This window comes from Acidocella aminolytica 101 = DSM 11237, from assembly GCF_900129125.1.
GTDB lineage: Bacteria > Pseudomonadota > Alphaproteobacteria > Acetobacterales > Acetobacteraceae > Acidocella > Acidocella aminolytica.
Genome location: NZ_FQVJ01000022.1, coordinates 15,285 through 33,165 on the forward strand (window position 1 = coordinate 15,285; position 17,881 = coordinate 33,165).

Consider the following 17,881-nt stretch of genomic DNA (forward strand, 5'->3'; position numbering starts at 1 on the left):
TAATCAAAGGTCCATGACAGTCCACACCACATCAGGGAAGCCAAAGAGCTTCCAGGACATCATCCTGACATTACATGCCTTCTGGGCCAAGCAGGGCTGCGTGATTTTGCAGCCTTACGATGTGGAGATGGGGGCCGGCACGTTCCACCCCGCCACCACGTTGCGTGCTTTGGGAGCGAAGCCGTGGAAGGCCGCCTATGTGCAGCCCTCGCGCCGCCCCTCGGACGGGCGCTATGGCGAGAATCCAAATCGCTTGCAGCATTATTACCAATATCAGGCGCTGCTGAAGCCCAGCCCGGACAATATCCAGGAGCTGTTGCTCGCCAGCTATGACGCCATCGGGATCGACCGGCGCAAGCATGACATCCGGTTTGTTGAGGATGACTGGGAGAGCCCGACTCTCGGCGCCTGGGGCTTGGGTTGGGAAGTCTGGTGCGACGGCATGGAAGTGACGCAGTTCACCTATTTTCAGCAGGTAGGCGGCATTGCCTGCGTGGCCCCTTCGGCAGAGCTGACCTACGGCCTCGAACGCCTCGCCATGTATGTGCAAGGGGTCGAGAATGTGTACGACCTGGATTTCAACGGCCAGGGCGTGAGCTATGGCGATGTGTTCATGCGGGCCGAGCAGGATTACTCGAAACATAATTTCGAGCTGGCCAATACCGAAATGCTGGCACGGCACTTTGAGGATGCGGAACGTGAGTGCCAGGCGCTAGTGAAGGCGGGCGTGGCGCAACCGGCTTATGACCAGTGCATCAAGGCCAGCCATCTGTTCAATCTGCTGGATGCGCGGGGCGTGATCTCTGTGGCAGAGCGCGCGGCTTACATCGCGCGGGTGCGTAATCTGGCGAAGGCCTGCGCCGAAGCCTGGATTGCGGGAGAGTAAGATGGCTGAATTCTTTATCGAACTCTTCTCCGAGGAAATTCCCGCCCGTATGCAGGCGGGTGCGGCGGCACAGCTTGAGGGCATTTGCGCCCAAGCGCTGAAGCCGCTGAATATCGACGTGAAGCAGACCTATTTTGGCCCGCGACGCATTGCCCTGGCAGCTGAGGTTGCGCTGGAGGTGCCCGCCAGTGCGGTGGCTGAACGCGGGCCTCGCCTCACTGCGCCGGAACAGGCCCTAGCCGGCTTTTTGCGCAAGCATGGCGCCGCGAAAGAGGATCTGGTGCAGCAGGGCGATTTCTGGGTGCTGAACAAGCACTCCCCCGCCCAGCCCGCCGCTGGCTTTATTGCCGCGACGCTGCCGGACTTGCTGGCGAAACTGCCCTGGCCGAAATCGATGCGCTGGGGCTCGGGCGGGGAATTTGCCTGGGTGCGCCCGCTGCGCCGCGTGACCTGTTTGCTGGATGGCGCGGTGGTGCCCTTTAAGTTGGGGCCGGTGGGAACCGGTAACCAAACGGAAGGCCACCGGGTGCATGGGCCGGGACCGTTTGAAATCTCCTCGGCCGCCGTGTGGGAGGAGACGCTGCGCGAGCATCATGTGATCGCCACCCCGCAGGAGCGTCGGGCGAAGATTGCCGAGGGTATTGAGGAAGCGGCCGCGAAATTGAACCTAACCGTGGCGCCCGATGAGGGGCTGCTGGATGAGGTGACGGGCCTCGCAGAATGGCCGGTGGCGCTGATCGGGCGGATCGACCCGGAATTCATGGAATTGCCGCCGGAAGTGCGCGAGCTGTCCATGAAGATCAACCAGAAATATTTTGCCTTGCGTGACGCGGCGGGCAAACCGGCTCCGTATTTCGCATTCATCGCCAATCTGGTAGCGGAGGATGGCGGGGCGGCGATTATCGCGGGGAATGAGCGCGTGCTGCGCGCCCGGCTTTCCGATGCGCGGCATTTCTGGTCGCTGGATATCAAGGCCCCGCTAATCACCCTGCTGCCGAAGCTGGAAAAGATTACCTTCCACGCCAAGATTGGCACGCAATATCAGCGCACCATCCGCATCTCGGAACTGGCACAACTGATCGCGGCGAAACTGGCGCCACAGGATGCCGAGGCCGCCAATCTGGCGCGGCTGGCCGGCATGTTGTGCAAGGCGGATCTGGTCACCGGCATGGTTGGGGAGTTCCCGGAATTGCAAGGCATAATGGGTGGCTATTATGTCGCGCATCAAAATGCCGGGCAGACACAGGGCAGTGCGATTGGCGAGGCAATCCGGTCTCATTACCAGCCAAAAGGTCCTTCAGACGACGTGCCTACCGGCACCGTGGCCGTTGCCGTGGCACTGGCGGATAAGTTGGATACGCTGCGGGAATTTTTCATCATTGGCGAAAAACCGACCGGTTCGGGCGACCCATTCGCGCTCCGCCGCTGCGCGCTGGGAGTGATCCGCATTATTCTGGAGAATGATCTACGGCTGAACCTGCACCCGCTGCTGGGCAAGGCCGGGCCGGAACTATTTGGGTTCGTAATCGAGCGTCTGCGCGTAAAGCTGCGCGGCGAGGGCAAGCGCTTTGACGTGCTGGATGCCGTGCTTGCCGCCGGTGAGGACGATGATCTGGTGCGGCTGATGAAGCGCGTCGAAGCGCTGGAAGCCATGCTGCGCACCGAGGATGGGAAAAACCTGCTGGCGGCCTACAAACGAGCAGCGAATATCCTGAAGATCGAAAACGCCAAGGACGGCCCGCATGAGGACGCGCCGGACGCCGCTTTCTTTAGCCAAGATGACGAGCGCGCCCTGGCCGAAAAAGTGGAGGCCGTCGCGCTGGCGCCGCTGCTGGCGGCTGAAGATTACGAGACCGCGATGAGCCGCCTAGCCACTCTGCGCCCGGTGATCGACGCGTTTTTTGAAAAAGTTACGGTCAACGCTGAATCGCCGGATTTGCGCCGCAATCGTCTGCGATTGCTCGCGCGCTTCACGGGAGCGGTGAATCAAGTGGCTGATTTTTCTCGGATTGAAGGTTGAGGGAGACCAGAGATTATGACGAAGTGGGTGTATAATTTCGGTGCGGGCGTGAATGATGGCAATGCCTCGCTCCGTAACCTGCTCGGCGGCAAGGGTGCCAACCTCGCTGAGATGGCGAGCATCAATCTGCCCGTGCCGCCTGGTTTCACCATTACAACCGAAGTCTGCACCGCTTATTATGAGAACGACCGGAACTACCCGGTCGAACTAAAGGCGCAGGTCGATGCGGCTTTGGCGCGGATTGAGGCGGCGGTGGACCGCAAGTTCGGCGACAAGGACAAGCCGCTGCTGGTTTCCGTGCGCTCCGGGGCGCGCGTCTCCATGCCTGGCATGATGGATACGGTGCTCAATCTCGGCCTTAATGACACCACGGTGCTGGGCCTTTCCGCCGCCTCCGGCGATGAGCGCTTCGCCTGGGACAGCTATCGTCGCTTCATCCAGATGTATGGTTCCGTGGTGCTGGGCGTGGACCATCACCGCTTCGAGGAGATCATCGAGCAGGCCAAGCTGGAAGCCAACGTCACCGAGGACACCGCGCTGACCCCGGGCGACTGGCAAGTAGTTGTCGAGGAATACAAGAAGATGGTGGCCGATGAGATCGGCAAGCCGTTCCCGCAGGACCCGCAGGACCAACTCTGGGGGGCTATCGGTGCCGTGTTCGGCTCCTGGATGAACCCACGCGCGAACGTGTATCGCCGTTTGCACGATATCCCTGCCGATTGGGGCACGGCGGTGAACGTGCAGGCCATGGTGTTCGGCAATATGGGCGAGGATTGCGCCACGGGCGTGTGCTTCACCCGTGACCCTTCCACCGGCCTCAACGAGTTCTATGGCGAGTATCTGGTGAACGCCCAGGGCGAGGACGTGGTGGCGGGCATCCGCACCCCACGCCCGCTCTCCCAGGCTTATGCCAAGGAAGGCGAAGTCTCCATGGAGAATGCCCTGCCGGAAGCCTATAAAGAGCTGCACAAGGTCCGCGAAATCCTTGAAAAACACTACAAGGACATGCAGGACATCGAGTTCACCGTGCAGCAGAACAAGCTCTATATGCTGCAAACGCGCTCCGGTAAGCGCTCCGCCGCCGCCAGCCTGCGCATCGCCGTGGAAATGGCGAATGAAGGGCTGATCGACAAAAACACCGCCATCATGCGCGTGAATCCCGCCGCGCTGGACCAGCTTCTGCACCCCACCCTCGACCCGAAGGCGGACAAGAAGCTGTTTTCCAGGGGCCTGCCCGCCTCGCCGGGTGCGGCCTCCGGTGCGGTGGTGTTCTCGGCTGATGAGGCCGAGATGCGCGCCCAGAAGGGCGAAGCCGTGGTGCTGGTGCGGATAGAGACCTCGCCTGAGGATATTCATGGCATGCACGCCGCAAAGGGCATTCTTACCACCCGTGGCGGCATGACCAGCCACGCCGCGGTGGTGGCGCGCGGCATGGGCCGCCCCTGCGTGGCCGGTGCGGGCGGGATCTCCGTCGATTACGGCGCACAGACGCTCTCCGCCGGTGGCGTAACGCTGCGCGCGGGTGAGATTATCACTGTCGATGGCGCGACGGGCGAGGTGTATGCGGGCGCGGTGAAGATGATTGAGCCGCAGCTCTCCGGCGATTTCGGCACGCTGATGGAATGGGCCGACCAAGCCCGCCGTCTGAAGGTGCGTACCAACGCGGAAACCCCGCTGGATGCCGAGACCGCCCGCAAGTTCGGTGCCGAGGGCATCGGACTGTGCCGAACGGAGCATATGTTCTTCGACCCACAGCGCATCGGAGCCGTGCGTCAGATGATCATGGCGAAGGACGAGGCCGGACGCCGCACGGCGCTGGCCAAGCTGCTGCCCTTCCAGCGGAAGGATTTCGTCTCGCTGTTCAAGATCATGGAAGGGCTGCCGGTGACCATCCGTCTGCTCGACCCGCCGCTGCATGAGTTCCTGCCTCATGGCGAGGCGGAGCTGGGGGAAGTGGCCGAGGCGCTGGGCATGGATGCTGCGACCATCCGCGAGCGCGCCAGCGAACTGTCCGAGACCAACCCGATGCTCGGCCATCGCGGCTGCCGCCTGGGTGTGAGCTACCCGGAAATCTACGAGATGCAGGCTCGCGCGATCTTCGAGGCAGCGGTTGAGGTGGCGAAGACCGCCAATGCACCGGTGCCGGAGATCATGATCCCGCTGGTAGGCACAAAGAAGGAGCTGGACCTGACCCGCGCCCAAGTGGAAACCACTGCCAAGGCCGTATTCGAGGAAACAGGCAAGACCATCGAATACTCGGTGGGTACGATGATCGAGTTGCCGCGCGCGGCCCTCACCGCCGACCAAATCGCAGAAGCGGCGGACTTCTTCTCCTTCGGTACCAACGACCTGACGCAGACCGTGTTTGGCCTCTCGCGTGACGATGCTGGGAAATTCCTGCCCGCTTATGTGGAAAAGGGCATTCTGCCGAAGGACCCGTTCGTCTCCATCGACGTAGACGGTGTGGGCGGTCTTGTGAAGATCGCGGCCGAGAAGGGCCGGGCCAAAAAGGCAAAGCTGAAGCTCGGCATCTGCGGTGAGCATGGTGGCGACCCGGCCTCTATCTCTTTCTGCGAGAGCGTTGGGCTGGATTACGTCTCCTGCTCGCCCTACCGCGTGCCGGTGGCGCGCCTGGCGGCGGCGCAGGCGGCGATCGAGGCCAAGGAAACCCATTTCCGTGACAAGTAAGCGCTGTTCCTGAACCAAAAAAGGCCGGGATTGCTCCCGGCCTTTTTTAATGCCGCCATCTTCAGTCCGTGGAGAATTTGAAGATGGTGGTGGAGTTGAAAGTCTGCCCAGGGTTGAGAACCGTGCTGGGGAAGTTCGGATGGTTCGGTGAATCCGGGTAGTGCTGCGTTTCAAACGTATAGCCCGCGCCCTGACGGTAGATCTTGCCATCCGAGCCGACCACGGTACCGTTCAGGTAATTGCCTGTATAGAACTGAACGCCGGGCTCCGTAGTGTAGACCTTCATGATCCGCCCTGTCTTGGGGGCATAGGCTTCCGCCGCAAAGCTCATCTCGCCCGGCTTGGACTTATTCAGCACCCAGTTATGGTCATAGCCACGCGCCATGATGAGCTGCTTGAAGTCGTCATGAATCCGGGAATCGATCGGCCGTAGCGTTCTGAAATCCATCGGCGTGCCAGCCACGGGGTCGATCTTGCCCGTGGGAATCTGGGTGGCGTCGGTGGGGGTGTAGCTATCGGCGTTGATCTCAACAAGTTGGCCAAGCGCCGAGCCGGACCCGTTGCCGTTCAGGTTGAAATAATCGTGGCTGGTCATGTTGATGACCGTCGGCTTGTCGGTGGTGGCCTGGTAGTTGATCTTCAGGGCATTGGAATCTTCCAACGTGTAAGTTACCTGCACCTTCATGGTGCCGGGATAACCGTCCTGTCCATCCGGGCTGGTGTAGGTGAGCACCGCGGCCACGCCGTCCGGCACGGTTTTGGTTTCAACCTTCCACATTTGCAGGTTAAACCCACTGGTGCCGCCATGCAGAGAGTTCACCCCGTTATTGATGGGCAAATGGTAGGTTTTGCCATCCAGCGTGAAGGTGCCCTTGGCGATACGATTGGCATAGCGCCCGATAATGCCGCCGAAGAAGGTGTTGTCCACATCATACCCGGCAAGGGTTTTATAGCCAAGGACAACATTGCCCAACTTACCGTTACGGTCCGGCACCTCAATGGCGGTGATACAGCCACCCAGAGTGATGAACTTCACCACCATCCCATGCGCGTTGGTCATGGTATATTCATCGACGGTCTTGCCGTTCGACAATGTCCCAAACTTGGCATGGGTGACACTGTCCGCCATGGCGGCCGTTGCGCCGAGCATCGGCGTTAACGCGGCCAGCACAGCCAAGCTGGTCATACGGGCGTGGCCCGTGGTGAGAGTTTGAAGTTTTTTATTTTTCACAACGCTTCCTTCCCAAAAAAAGCGTGTCACCCTAACAACCTGCCAGCAGCTTTGAAAAATACTGTTTATTGGCCTAATGATATTATAGTTAGTATCACTTTTTTGAGAGCCTAGGGAAAAACCAGACCGGATCAGGGCGTATCCAAAGCGGGGACATGGCAGCCCGGATGGATTTGGCCGGTGAATTTTGGCCAGATCTGGGTTTCACCCAAAATCGGCAGGCCGATATAGCCGTGCAGGTCCAACTGCCCTGCTTTATCAAAGCTTACCATCGTGCGGTACACATCCCCGTTGCGGGGGTCTTGCAGCACGCCCTTCCAGCGGGGCGCGCCCTGGCGGGTGGTGCCGTCCGGTGCGACGCGCAGCATCAGGAAACCGCATTGCGACTGTCCCCGCCAGTCTCGCGGCATTGGGTCATCCGGATGGTCCAGCGCGATTCCGGTGATGAAGCCACACAAATCCGCGCCGCAGGACACAATCTGCAGCACAATCTGATGGCCTGTTGATTCCCAATAGCCCGATTTAAAGGGCGCGGCAGATGCCAAATTCACCGAAACGGCGCTGGCCAGCAAAATGCCGGCCAGCAGCCGTACACGGTACAAAATATAGTCTCCCAGACAGTGCCTCTTGTTGAGGCTTGACGTCACAACTCTCCTAACAAAGACGGAAGGCGCCGCGACAGAGATAATATGTAACACAAGCGTCATTTTCCGTTGTTGTTGCCAAAAAGCTGCATAGGTCAGCAAGGATGTCAGAAATTATCCTTCGCGGTACGGATTTTGGCAAATTCTTCGGCATTTTTGGCACGGATGAAGGGGTTGGTCGCCCGCTCCAGGTCCAACCGCACGGGCAGGGTGGGCTGGCTCTTGGCGCGCAAAGCCTCAATTTCCTTCGCGCGAGCCTGGAGAGCTTTATTCTCCGGCTCGATAGTGAGAGCGAATGTGGCGTTTGAGGCCGTGTATTCATGCCCGGCGCATACCAACGTGTCATCCGGCAACTCGCTATATTTGGCAATGGAATTATACATCTGTGCCGCCGTACCCTCGAACAGCCGGCCGCAGCCCAGGCTGAATAGGGTGTCGCCTGGGAGCAGAATGTCGCCATCGGCGATGTAATAAGAAATATGCCCGAGCGTGTGGCCCGGTGTTTCAATCACCCGCAGCTTGGCCGCGCCGAATTCCACCAAAGAGCCTTCATGCACCGCGATATCTAGCTTGGGCAAGCGATGCGCGTCCGCGCCGTTGCCAACCACAACCGGATGATATTTCGCCACCAGTTCGGCCACGCCGCCAGTATGGTCATCATGGTGATGGGTTAGGAAGATGAAATCCAGTCCCTTGCCTTGCGCTTCCAACGCAGCGATGGCGGGGCCGGCCTCAGCGGGGTCTACAATGCCGACCTTGCCGGTGGCCGACTCGGTCAGCAACCAGGAATAATTGTCCGACAGCATGGGGATGGCTTGCGCGGTAACGGTCATCTCTCTCGCTCCTTCTCTCTGCCGCGCTATATAGGGATAATGGCGATCGATGCGCGAGATGCGGCTGGATTTTATGCAACTCCTCTGGGGCGGCTGACGGCAGCGCTGTTACGGCGCAAGCTGGTTGAGCTATGGCCGCGCATGGCTGGGCTTTCGGTGCTGGGCATTGGCCATACCGGGCCGTTTCTGCATGTCTGGCGAGAAGAAGCCCGCTGCATCGCGGTGTCTCCGGCCTATATGGGCACCGCCCCCTGGCCAGCCGGGCAGCCAGGACTCTCCTGCCTGACGGAAGCTGAAGAGCTGCCTTTCCCGGACCTGTCCTTCGACCGGATTATTCTGATTCACGGGCTGGAACAGGCCGAACATGCGCGGCGCACGCTGCGCGAGGCTTGGCGAGTTCTGAAGGATGACGGGCGGCTGATTGTGGTTACTCCGAACCGGCGCGGGTTGTGGGCCTATGCGGAAAGCACGCCCTTTGGCCACGGCCAGCCTTACTCGGAAGGGCAGCTGACGCGGCTGCTCTCCGGCTTGTTCTTTCAAGTCGAGGCGCGGGCCACTGCGCTGTACGCCCCGCCCTTCACCAGCGTGCCGCTGCTGAAGCTCTTTGGACTGGCGGAGCGTTGCGGGCCACTTCTGGCACCGCAATTCGCGGGGCTGGCGATCGCGGAAGCCAGCAAGGCCATGCACGGGATGATTCCAGCCGGAAAGCGGGCTCTGACCCGGCGCATCTTTGTAAATAATAACGTCTTGGGGATGCAGGCAAAGCCAGCCAAGAAATCCGCTAATATGAAATGAAATAATTTTTAATAAAAACCAACTTTGAGTTTTATTCACAAGTATGTGAAGTAACGTGACTTAATTGCTACACTGTCAGGCAGGTTGTGGATAGTCCACTGCGGGCTGTGAGGTTTTGGTCACGAGGGGGCTGCATGTCGTATGAGTATGCGGGCACAAGGGTTCCTGGATACCCCCTGGTGGAAACGCCAGATGGCCACTTCGGCATGCCGGTAGGTTCAAGCTCCCTGAGCGATCACATCAGGCCCACCTCCGATGGTGAGTTTGAGCAATGGCTGAATGAAGGGGCGTTGGTTTCCACCCCCAATGGACAACGTCCGGTGGAGACGCTTCTGGCCGGTGATTCCCTGCTGACCTTGGATAGCCAAACCACACCGCTCCTGGGGCGGGATGCTGGCTATATTGATACTTTGATGGATGATCCGCTGCATGTTCTACCGGTGTGCATCCCGGCTGGCGCATTGGCGGAGGGTTTACCTGCCCGGAACCTAATGCTCTCGCCTGCCCAAGCCATGTTGATTGATAACGTGCTGGTAGAAGCGCGTTGCCTAGTGGATGGCATGCTCATAACCCGTTTACCACCCATGCCGGGCGGTTTGCGGGTGCACCGGCTACGCACCGCCCGGCATGTTCTGCTGTCAGTTGAATCAACCATACTGGAAAGCTGCTTCGTTCCGCCGGGCGGGCCGTATCTTGAAGGCTGGGCCGCAAAGGAAGTGCCAAGCCACGATACAGGGCTGTTAACCACCTTGCCCTACCCTAGGGCGCGCTCAGTCCGGCAGTTGCCACGCGGCATTAGGACGAAGCTAGCGGCCCGCGCCGCGCAAATCCAACAAACCTCTTAGCCCGGCCCTAGCTTTTCAGCGGGCATGTCCAGGCTGAAGGTCTGGCGGCGATAAGGCAGTTCAATGCCCTCCTGGGCAAAGCGCTTCTGCACCCTGGCATAAAACTCCCGGCGCACTGCCCATTGCTGGCCCGGCACGGTGCGGATGCGGCCGGTAAAGACCAATCCCAGCTCCGCGAAGGAATCCAGCCCGAACAGCTCCAGATCATCGCGCATCATTGCCCCCCAGGCGGTGTCCGCGCGCATGGCCGCACCAAGCTCTTTCAGCACCGCCGTCACGCGGTCGATATCCTCCTCATACCCGACCATGATGGAGAGTTGCGCGAAGCTGAAATCCCTCGTCTGGTTAGTGACGGTGGTGACGGAGGAGAACGGGACGAGATTCACCGAACCATCGAAACCGCGCAGCCGGATGGTGCGGATGGACAAACGCTCCACCGTGCCGGACATGCTGGCGAGGGTGACGATATCGCCCACCTGCATCGCATCCTCAAACAACAGGAACAGGCCGGTAATGATGTCCTGCACCAGCTTCTGGCTGCCAAAACCCACGGCAATACCCACCACGGAGGACACGGCGAGCAAGCCGGTGGTGTTTACGCCGATCCGCGACAGGCTGACGATCAGCGCCACCAGTACAATTACAACACCCAGCGCCGCCTTCAGCATGGGTGTCAGCGTTTGCAGCCGCGCGGCTTGACGGGGACGGCCGCTGGCGTTGAGCTTTTCCACCCGGCGGTCGAGCAGAAGGTTACAGACCTCCCAGCATAAGATCGCCACCGCGGCGGTGATGACCACGCTGCTCAACGCGCTCAGCAAGGCGCGGCTGATGGTGTTGGTGAGCAGCCATGAGAACGCATTGACTCCCCAGCCCTGGAACATCAACGCCAGCACCAGCAGGCCGATGACCGCGCGGACCAGCGCCCGCAGCAGCGGGTTATAAGCCCGTGCGCGCTTGCGCAGGCTGGTGCCGTCCTGGTCGGGGGCTGTGTCCGCATCCGGCAGCAGGCGCGCCAGCAGATTATTGCTGCCCGCCCAGGCCAGGCGACCAAGGAGCAGCGCCGCGAACACCACCAGCACCGCACGCAGCATGAGCCCGACGGCATTATGTACCCCGGCCGCCCAGGCCACCCACAAGGCAATGACATAGAACAGCGCGAACACATACCAGATTTTGGCGAAGCGCTGGCGGAGCCCTGCAACGACACCTTCCGCGCCGGGGCGCCCGGCGATCCAGCGGCTGATAACGCGACGACTCTGCCAGATACCCAGCGCAATCTCGAGATGCACAACCAGCGCTGCAAGCCGTATCAGCGCCCCCGCACCGTCTTTGGAGAGGCCCAATATCTCCATGCCCGAGACAAGGCAGAAGCTGGCGAAGATGGTCATGCACAGCACCATCGCCCGGCTCATCGTCCAACGCGCATATCGGGTGGAAAGGCGGATGAGTCGCAGGCTGGGAGTCTTGGGCGACAATAGCAGCCGCAGCATCTCCTGCACAAAGCGCAGGGCAATATAAGCGTTGGTGAAGCCAGTTATGGCCAGATGCGCCGCGCGGTTGGCGATCAACCCGGAGGACAGAAACAGCTGCTCCGTGATCACGAACACGGCCAGCGGCAACAGCATCAGGACGAATTTGAGCAGCCCAAGCCCCAGCCGGCGGAACAACGCGTAGAGGGATAGAAGCCGCCGCGCCTGCTCACTGTCTTCAAGCACAGACGGTTCAACCAAGTCTTCATGGTCCGGGTCGGGCAGGCCGCCACCATAGTCTGGCATAGCTTGGCGGGCGCAGAATTGGGCGGGTTTGCGAAGCAGCAGCAGAATTGTGGCTTCCAGCAGCAGACCGGGCAAGATGGCCACGGCAATGCCCCGGAGAATCGCCTGGACATCATCCCGACGCTGCGCCGATTTCAGGACATTTTCCAGCCAGTGCTGTACGGGCTCGAGGCGGGTTGAGTGCTGCAGCGCGGCGGCGAAATCGTTGAAGGTGCGTGTCGCCTCGTTGCCCACCATGGCGGTGAGAGCAAAGCCTATTTTATCCGTGCCAAACGGAGCGGGCGGTGGCGCGGGCGGCTTAGTCTGCCCGCCCGCACCGGTGAGCGTGGCCAAAGGTGAGCCAGGAATGATGGTGGGCGCGCTGGGCTTGGCCGGGGTTTCTGCCTGGGTGCCGGGCAAAGCCAGCTGGGCCGCCCAGGCCGGGCCCGGAAGCAACATAGCCAGAAAAATGAAAACAATGGAAAAACGCATGAATCGAGCCTATTGGGGGCCATGAAGCCATTTAATTATGGCGGATGATAGGCAAAGCGCCGCGACGGCGTATAGTACCCGCATGAGGGGAGTGCTGCTGATCCTGCTGGCGTTAGATATGTTGGCCGTCATTGGCGTGCTGATGGCGGGCGTACTTGGCATGGCAAACCCTGAACGCAACCCGCGTCGCGCCAATCTGCTGATGCGCTGGAGGGTTATTTTGCAAGGCGTGGCGATCCTGCTAGTTGTGGCGCTGATGGTGAGTTGATGCCCTGTTTTTCTTTTTCGCAGCTCGATGTGTTCACGCGCCAGCCTGGCTTTGGCAACCCTCTGGCGCTGGTGCATGACGCGGCGGGGCTGGATGACGCGGCCATGCAGCGCTTCGCCAACTGGACGAATTTGAGCGAAACCGCCTTTTTGCTGCCGCCTGACGTGCCGGACGCGGATTATAAGGTACGGATTTTTACGCCAAAAGCCGAGCTGCCTTTTGCCGGGCACCCGACCCTGGGCGCATGCCAGGGCTGGCTGGCAGCGGGCTGCCCCCCAAAAAGCGATTTTATTATTCAGCAATGCGGGGCTGGGCTGGTGCAAATCCGGCGAGAGGGCGCGCGCCTCGCGTTTGCCGCCCCGGAAACCGTACAGTCTGATATTTCCGCTGACCTAAAAACCCGGATCGCCGCCATTCTGGGCGTGCCGGAGGCGGCGATCCTGGCAACGCGCAAACTTTCAGACCGGCCCCCTGGCTGGATTGGCGTGATGTTGAAAGACCGTGAGGCAGTGCTGGGGCTGAAGCCTGATTTCACCGCCCTGGGGGATCTGGAGCTTGGCGTGGTGGCACCTGCCCCAACTGGCCCGGCGAATTTTGAAGTACGGGGCTTTGTGAATGATGTTGGCGGAGAAGACCCGGTGACCGGCAGCCTGAATGGCGGACTGGCGCGCTGGCTGATTCCCGCTGGAATGGCCCCTGCCCGCTATGTCGCCGCACAAGGCACCGCACTTGGCCGCGCGGGCAGGGTGTTTGTTGAGCATGACGGACGGAATTTCTGGATCGGCGGAGAAACTGTCGAAGTGATTTCCGGCACGCTGACTCTGTGACGACTGGCGAGCTGTTTCCTGAAACGCTCGCCTTACCCGGCCTGACCAGCCTGCCCGGCTTCGCCCTGGCCGAGGAACAGGCATTGCTGCAAACCATCGACACGGTGGCGGCGCGCGCGCCATTCCGGCGGATGAAAACACCCGGCGGTAAGGAGATGAGCGCCGCCATGACAAATTGCGGTGCGGCAGGCTGGGTGAGCGATGCGCGCGGCTACCGTTATGCCCGGCTTGACCCGCAAAGCGGACAGCCCTGGCCGAAAATGCCGGATTCATTCCGGACGCTGGCGCAGCGAGCGGCGGCGCAAAGTGGGTTTCCCGGCTTTGTGCCGGATATGGCTCTGATCAACCGTTATGAACCCGGCGCCCGGATGGCTCTGCATCAAGATATTGATGAGCGGAATTTCGCCGCGCCTATTGTCTCAGTGTCCTTGGGGTTGTCCGCAATCTTTCTCTGGGGCGGGCCGAAACGGACAGATAAGCCCGCCCGCCTGCCCTTACATAGCGGCGATGTGCTGGTCTGGGGTGGAACAGCGCGCAAATATTACCACGGCATCGCGCCCATAAAGACCGGCGAGCACAAGCTCACCGGCGCGACGCGATTCAATCTGACCTTCCGGCATGCACTGTAAAAAACGGGGCCGTCTGGCCCCGGTTTGCAAGCGCTTACTCCGCCGCGACAACAACCGTCTGGCGGTAACCGCGTGAGCGATAAAACAACAGCCCAGCGGCAAGCCCGCCAATGCCGACAATCTTCACGATGTCGTTAAAGGTGGTGATGGCATAGAACCCAAGCCCGATCAGCGCGATGGCCGACAGCGCCGGGAAAACCACATATTGCGCGAAGGTGAAGCCACTGCTCTTGCGGTACACCCAGGCGCAGACCAGACCGGCCAGCCCGTAATAATAGCAAACCTGTACGGCGATGGCCGCCACAGAGTCATTCAAGATCACCGAAACCGACGGCAGGAAGCTGGAAATAACAATCAGCCCCAGCCCGACCATGAGCAGCAGGTACATGGTGCGCACCGGCGTCACGGTTTTCTCGTGCACCTGGCCGAAATAGCTCGGCAAAGCGCGGTCCCGGCCCATGGCGAACAAGGTGCGGGAGAATTGCAGCATCGTGGTTTCCAGCGTGGCGACAGAAGACAGGATCAGCACCAGGGCCGCACCATAAGCGCCCGCCTTGCCCAGCCCCGCCGCGATGGCAACATGGTAGATGAGATTGTCTGAGAAGTTGGAAGCATCCTTCAGCGAGAACATCATCAACGCTGCCACAGTAAAGGCGATGAAGGAGGCGATAGTGGCGAAGATTGAAAGAAAGCCACCACGGCCTGCAAGATTTTGGTCCTGACCTTTGGTCTCCTCGGCCAGATTGGAAGTGACATCCCACCCCCAATACAGAAACACAACGCTGAGCGAGGACGCCGCGAAGCTGCCCGCCGGGTAGTTGAAGCCGAACCAGGACCAGGAGAAAGAGGAAACCGCCCCATGCGAGCCGCTATGCGCGAAGGCGGCGATGGAAATAATCAAGAGAATCCCAAGCTCGATGGTGCTCATAACCATCTGCACCTTGCTGGTTAGCTCAATGCCAGTGATCAGCACCAGCCCGATGCCGAGAAACCAGATCCCCCCGATGCTGGTGGTGAGAAAGACATTATCCGCATAAGCCGGGGCAACTAACTGCAAAGTCGCGGTGCCCAGCGGCACCGATCCGGTGACCATGAACACCATGGCCGCCACCAGCAGCGCCCAGCCCGAAAAATAACCGAAGAAGCCACCAAACACAGATTTCGTCCATTCATAGGCGGCACCGGCATTTGGCATTCTGTGCGTCAGCCCCTTATAGGCGACCGCGATGCCGAGCATCGGCACAGCGAAGATCAATAGCGCGTTGGGCGACACGCTGCCCGCCGTGGCCAGCAGCCCGGCAATGGCGACGGCGATGGAAAAGCCCGGCGCCGAACCCGCCACGCCCATGATGATGGATTCAAAAAAGGACAAAGAGTCTGCTTTGAGTTTTGTACTCATCCCATTTCCTCCCCATGTGGGGTTTTTGTTTGTTGTCGAAAAGTTACAAAAGTCCCTGGTGCGGCCTTTGATTACAAGGGACGCGACACACGGCGTTTTGAAAAAACCGCGCCAGGACCTTTTAGTGATTGGCCTTCGGCTGCTGCTGCGTGATGCAGTGGATATTGCCGCCGCCCAGCAGAATTTCCCGTGCCGGCACCATCACAATCTCCCGCTCAGGGAACAGCCTTGCCAGCACGTTGCGTGCGGACTCGTCTGTTTCCACCCCGAAAGCGGGGGCGATGATAGCGCCATTGGCGATGTAGAAATTCACATACGATCCGGCCAGACGTTCACCAGCCTTTCGATTCATGCCGCTCGCAGTTGCATCCACGCCGTCGGCTTCATCTTGGGTGTAAAACATCGGGCTTGGCATCGGGATACGCTCAACCGCCAGCGCCCGCCCTTTGGCGTCGTGCGCGGCTTTCAGGCGCGCCTCGGCCTCACGGCTGATCTGGTAATGCGGGTCAGTGGGATCATCACACCAGGTCAACAGCACCACACCGGGCTTCACGAAACAGGCAAGATTATCGACATGCCCGTCCGTTTCATCGTGCGGCACGCCGTTTTCCAGCCAGATGACATGGGAGGCGCCGAGATAATCCTTCAGCATTCGCTCCATGTCCTGCCGCGTCACGTCCGGATTGCGGTTCTCATTCAACACGCATTGCTCAACTACGAGCACCGTGCCCTCGCCATCCACATGCAAGGCGCCGCCTTCGATGACGAGCGGGGCACGGAAGCGCTTTGCCCGTTCCATCTCCAGCATCTTCTGGGCGATGGCATCGTCCTTATCCCAGGGAAAATAGAGCCCGCCCCAGCTTTTGAACGGCCAATCCACCCCGGCCAGCTGACCATTTCGGCCAAGCAGAAAGGTACAGCCAACATCGCGCACCCAGGCGTCATTGCTGCTCATTTCTACCACCCGGATTTCCGGCGGCAGGGTAGCACGCGCATTTTCATACTGCGCGGCGCTCACCAGCATCGTCACGGGTTCAAACCGTGAGATGGCGGTGGCAACGGCGGTGAACGCTTTTTGCGCGGGCTTCGCCCCCAGGCGCCAATTATCCGGCCGTTCGGGCCAGATCATCCAGCAGCCTTCATGCGGAGCCCACTCGGCGGGCATGGAGAACCCGGCCTCGTGCGGTGTGATGATATGTTCCATCGGCGTCTCAGGCGTTTTTCAGATAGGCATCATATTCCACATCGGAAATCCGCTTGCGCATCTCGCTGATCTCCTGGCGTTTACAGGCAGTGTAATAACGCTGGAAATCCTTGCCGAAAATCTCACCCATGATCTCGGAACCGGCGAAACGGTCAACCGCGCCGGACCAGGCGATCGGCAATGGCGGGGCCAGGGGGCTGCGCACCGTGCCGTGAGTTTCGGGCCCCGGATCCGCCTTGGTCTCAATGCCGTGCAACGCCGTGCCCAGTAAGGAAGCAAAGGCGAGATAAGGGTTACAGTCCGCCCCCGCAACGCGATGTTCGATGCGCGAGGCAGCCGGGTCGGCGGTGATCACGCGCACGGAGGACATGCGGTTATCGTGTCCCCAATCGCCATAAGTGGGCGCATGCACACCCGGCGCGAAACGGCGGTAGGAATTGGCATGCGGCGCCAGGGTCAGCATCGTATCCGGCATGGAATGAATGATGCCGCCAAGGGCGTGATACAGTTCAGCCGAGGCGCGCTCAGGCGTGCCGACAAAAATGTTCTTGCCCGCATTGTCGAGGACCGACATATGCACATGCATGCCCGAGCCCGCCCACTGGCCGTAAGGCTTGGCCATGAAGGTGGCAGTGAGGCCATGCTTGCGCGCTACCTGCTTGATGGTGCGCTTGAACAAAGTGGCGCTATCCGCGACGCGCAGGGCATCGGTGGAGTATTTCAGCGTGACCTCGAACTGGCCAGGGCCGGATTCGCTCACTAGCGTTTCCAGCGTAATGTCCTGTGCCTTCGCGCAAGCCATCATTTCACGTAGAATGATCTCGTAATCATGCACCTCGCCCAGGCCGACCGCGTCGATCTGCCAGCCGCGCCAGCCGGATTCATCGGCGCCGCGCGGGGCGATCTTCATGCCGTCCTGACGGGGATCGACCAGATAGAATTCAAGCTCAACGCCCAAGGCGGGGGTCAGACCCATTTTGGCAAAACGCTCCAGCACGCGGGAGAGAGCGCTGCGCGGGTCGAGGTAATAGAGGCTGCCATCCGACTCGCGCATGGTCAGCAGCGCCTGCACCACATTGCCTTCGGCCCAGCCCATGCGAGTGATGGAATGCGGCACCGCGACACAGAGCCCGTCCGGGTCCCCCGTGTCGTAGGCAATGCCGCCCTCCACAATGTCACGGCCCCAGATATCCAGCAGATAAGCGGAACGGGGAATGGCGATTCCGGTGCCAAGCAACGACTTCGCTTTGTCCCGCTGCATCCATTTGCCGCGGGGTACGCCGTTCACGTCGATAGCGAAGGCCTCAATATAATCTGCTCCAGTGAGCAGCGTCATCTTGGCATCGTTATCGGGGTTCGACATCAT

The 17,881-nt window shown here is 60.4% G+C and carries 15 protein-coding genes; 8 read left to right on the forward strand and 7 right to left on the reverse strand.

What is annotated here, in order from left to right; translation table 11 throughout:
- The first annotated feature begins 13 nt into the window (after positions 1–13).
- From BUB54_RS12150 to ppdK, 3 genes are read left to right on the forward strand one after another with little or no spacing between them, the layout of a single operon-like run.
- On the forward strand, positions 14–886 hold the full coding sequence (locus BUB54_RS12150; protein ID WP_048880271.1) for a glycine--tRNA ligase subunit alpha: 873 nt from the start codon (positions 14–16) through the stop codon (positions 884–886).
- Position 887: 1 nt separating this feature from the next.
- The gene (gene glyS / locus BUB54_RS12155; RefSeq protein ID WP_048880272.1) at positions 888–2,906 is read left to right on the forward strand and encodes a glycine--tRNA ligase subunit beta; all 2,019 of its coding nucleotides are present in this window, start codon (positions 888–890) and stop codon (positions 2,904–2,906) included.
- Between the two features lie 15 nt (positions 2,907–2,921).
- A complete protein-coding gene (ppdK, locus tag BUB54_RS12160; protein ID WP_048880273.1) occupies positions 2,922–5,594 on the forward strand; it encodes a pyruvate, phosphate dikinase in 2,673 nt (890 codons plus the stop codon).
- Between the two features lie 61 nt (positions 5,595–5,655).
- Here the strand turns inward: ppdK and BUB54_RS12165 are convergent, their stop codons facing one another.
- From BUB54_RS12165 to gloB, 3 genes are all read right to left on the reverse strand, one after another.
- Positions 5,656–6,825, reverse strand: coding sequence for an aldose epimerase family protein (locus BUB54_RS12165; RefSeq protein WP_199444753.1), 1,170 nt, complete (start codon positions 6,823–6,825; stop codon positions 5,656–5,658).
- A 131-nt stretch (positions 6,826–6,956) separates the two neighbouring features.
- Entirely contained in the window at positions 6,957–7,532 is a 576-nt protein-coding gene (locus BUB54_RS12170) for a DUF2147 domain-containing protein (RefSeq protein WP_082075781.1), read from the reverse strand.
- A 44-nt stretch (positions 7,533–7,576) separates the two neighbouring features.
- Positions 7,577–8,302, reverse strand: coding sequence for a hydroxyacylglutathione hydrolase (gloB, locus tag BUB54_RS12175; protein ID WP_048880275.1), 726 nt, complete (start codon positions 8,300–8,302; stop codon positions 7,577–7,579).
- Positions 8,303–8,341: 39 nt separating this feature from the next.
- Between gloB and BUB54_RS12180 the strand changes: the two genes are divergently transcribed.
- Positions 8,342–9,097: a class I SAM-dependent methyltransferase gene (locus BUB54_RS12180; protein ID WP_048880276.1), complete on the forward strand. Its 756-nt coding sequence runs from the start codon at positions 8,342–8,344 to the stop codon at positions 9,095–9,097.
- Positions 9,098–9,231: 134 nt separating this feature from the next.
- The gene (locus BUB54_RS12185; protein ID WP_082075782.1) at positions 9,232–9,942 is read left to right on the forward strand and encodes a Hint domain-containing protein; all 711 of its coding nucleotides are present in this window, start codon (positions 9,232–9,234) and stop codon (positions 9,940–9,942) included.
- On the opposite strand, the gene BUB54_RS12190 is transcribed toward BUB54_RS12185, so the two are convergent.
- Positions 9,939–12,188 (reverse strand): mechanosensitive ion channel domain-containing protein, encoded by a 2,250-nt coding sequence (locus BUB54_RS12190; protein WP_048880278.1) that lies wholly within the window; start codon positions 12,186–12,188, stop codon positions 9,939–9,941. The two genes, BUB54_RS12185 and BUB54_RS12190, sit on opposite strands and share 4 nt — an antisense overlap.
- A gap of 37 nt (positions 12,189–12,225) precedes the next feature.
- Between BUB54_RS12190 and BUB54_RS12195 the strand changes: the two genes are divergently transcribed.
- Genes BUB54_RS12195 through alkB form a run of 3 tightly spaced genes read left to right on the forward strand, consistent with a single transcriptional unit; the run spans position 12,226 to position 13,912 of the window.
- Positions 12,226–12,456 (forward strand): twin transmembrane helix small protein, encoded by a 231-nt coding sequence (locus tag BUB54_RS12195; RefSeq protein WP_241869467.1) that lies wholly within the window; start codon positions 12,226–12,228, stop codon positions 12,454–12,456.
- Positions 12,456–13,283, forward strand: coding sequence for a PhzF family phenazine biosynthesis protein (locus BUB54_RS12200; RefSeq protein ID WP_048880279.1), 828 nt, complete (start codon positions 12,456–12,458; stop codon positions 13,281–13,283). Before BUB54_RS12195 ends, BUB54_RS12200 begins: the two co-directional genes overlap by 1 nt.
- Positions 13,280–13,912 (forward strand): DNA oxidative demethylase AlkB, encoded by a 633-nt coding sequence (alkB, locus tag BUB54_RS12205; RefSeq protein ID WP_048880280.1) that lies wholly within the window; start codon positions 13,280–13,282, stop codon positions 13,910–13,912. The genes BUB54_RS12200 and alkB overlap by 4 nt, the downstream gene beginning before the upstream one ends.
- 34 nt (positions 13,913–13,946) lie before the next feature.
- Here the strand turns inward: alkB and BUB54_RS12210 are convergent, their stop codons facing one another.
- The 3 genes from BUB54_RS12210 to BUB54_RS12220 all read right to left on the reverse strand — a co-directional run bounded on the left by BUB54_RS12210 (position 13,947) and on the right by BUB54_RS12220 (position 17,881).
- Positions 13,947–15,311: an APC family permease gene (locus BUB54_RS12210; protein WP_048880281.1), complete on the reverse strand. Its 1,365-nt coding sequence runs from the start codon at positions 15,309–15,311 to the stop codon at positions 13,947–13,949.
- A 121-nt stretch (positions 15,312–15,432) separates the two neighbouring features.
- On the reverse strand, positions 15,433–16,515 hold the full coding sequence (gene aguA / locus BUB54_RS12215) for an agmatine deiminase (protein ID WP_048880282.1): 1,083 nt from the start codon (positions 16,513–16,515) through the stop codon (positions 15,433–15,435).
- A 7-nt stretch (positions 16,516–16,522) separates the two neighbouring features.
- Complete coding sequence (locus BUB54_RS12220; protein WP_048880283.1) at positions 16,523–17,881, reverse strand: glutamine synthetase family protein; 1,359 nt, start codon at positions 17,879–17,881, stop codon at positions 16,523–16,525.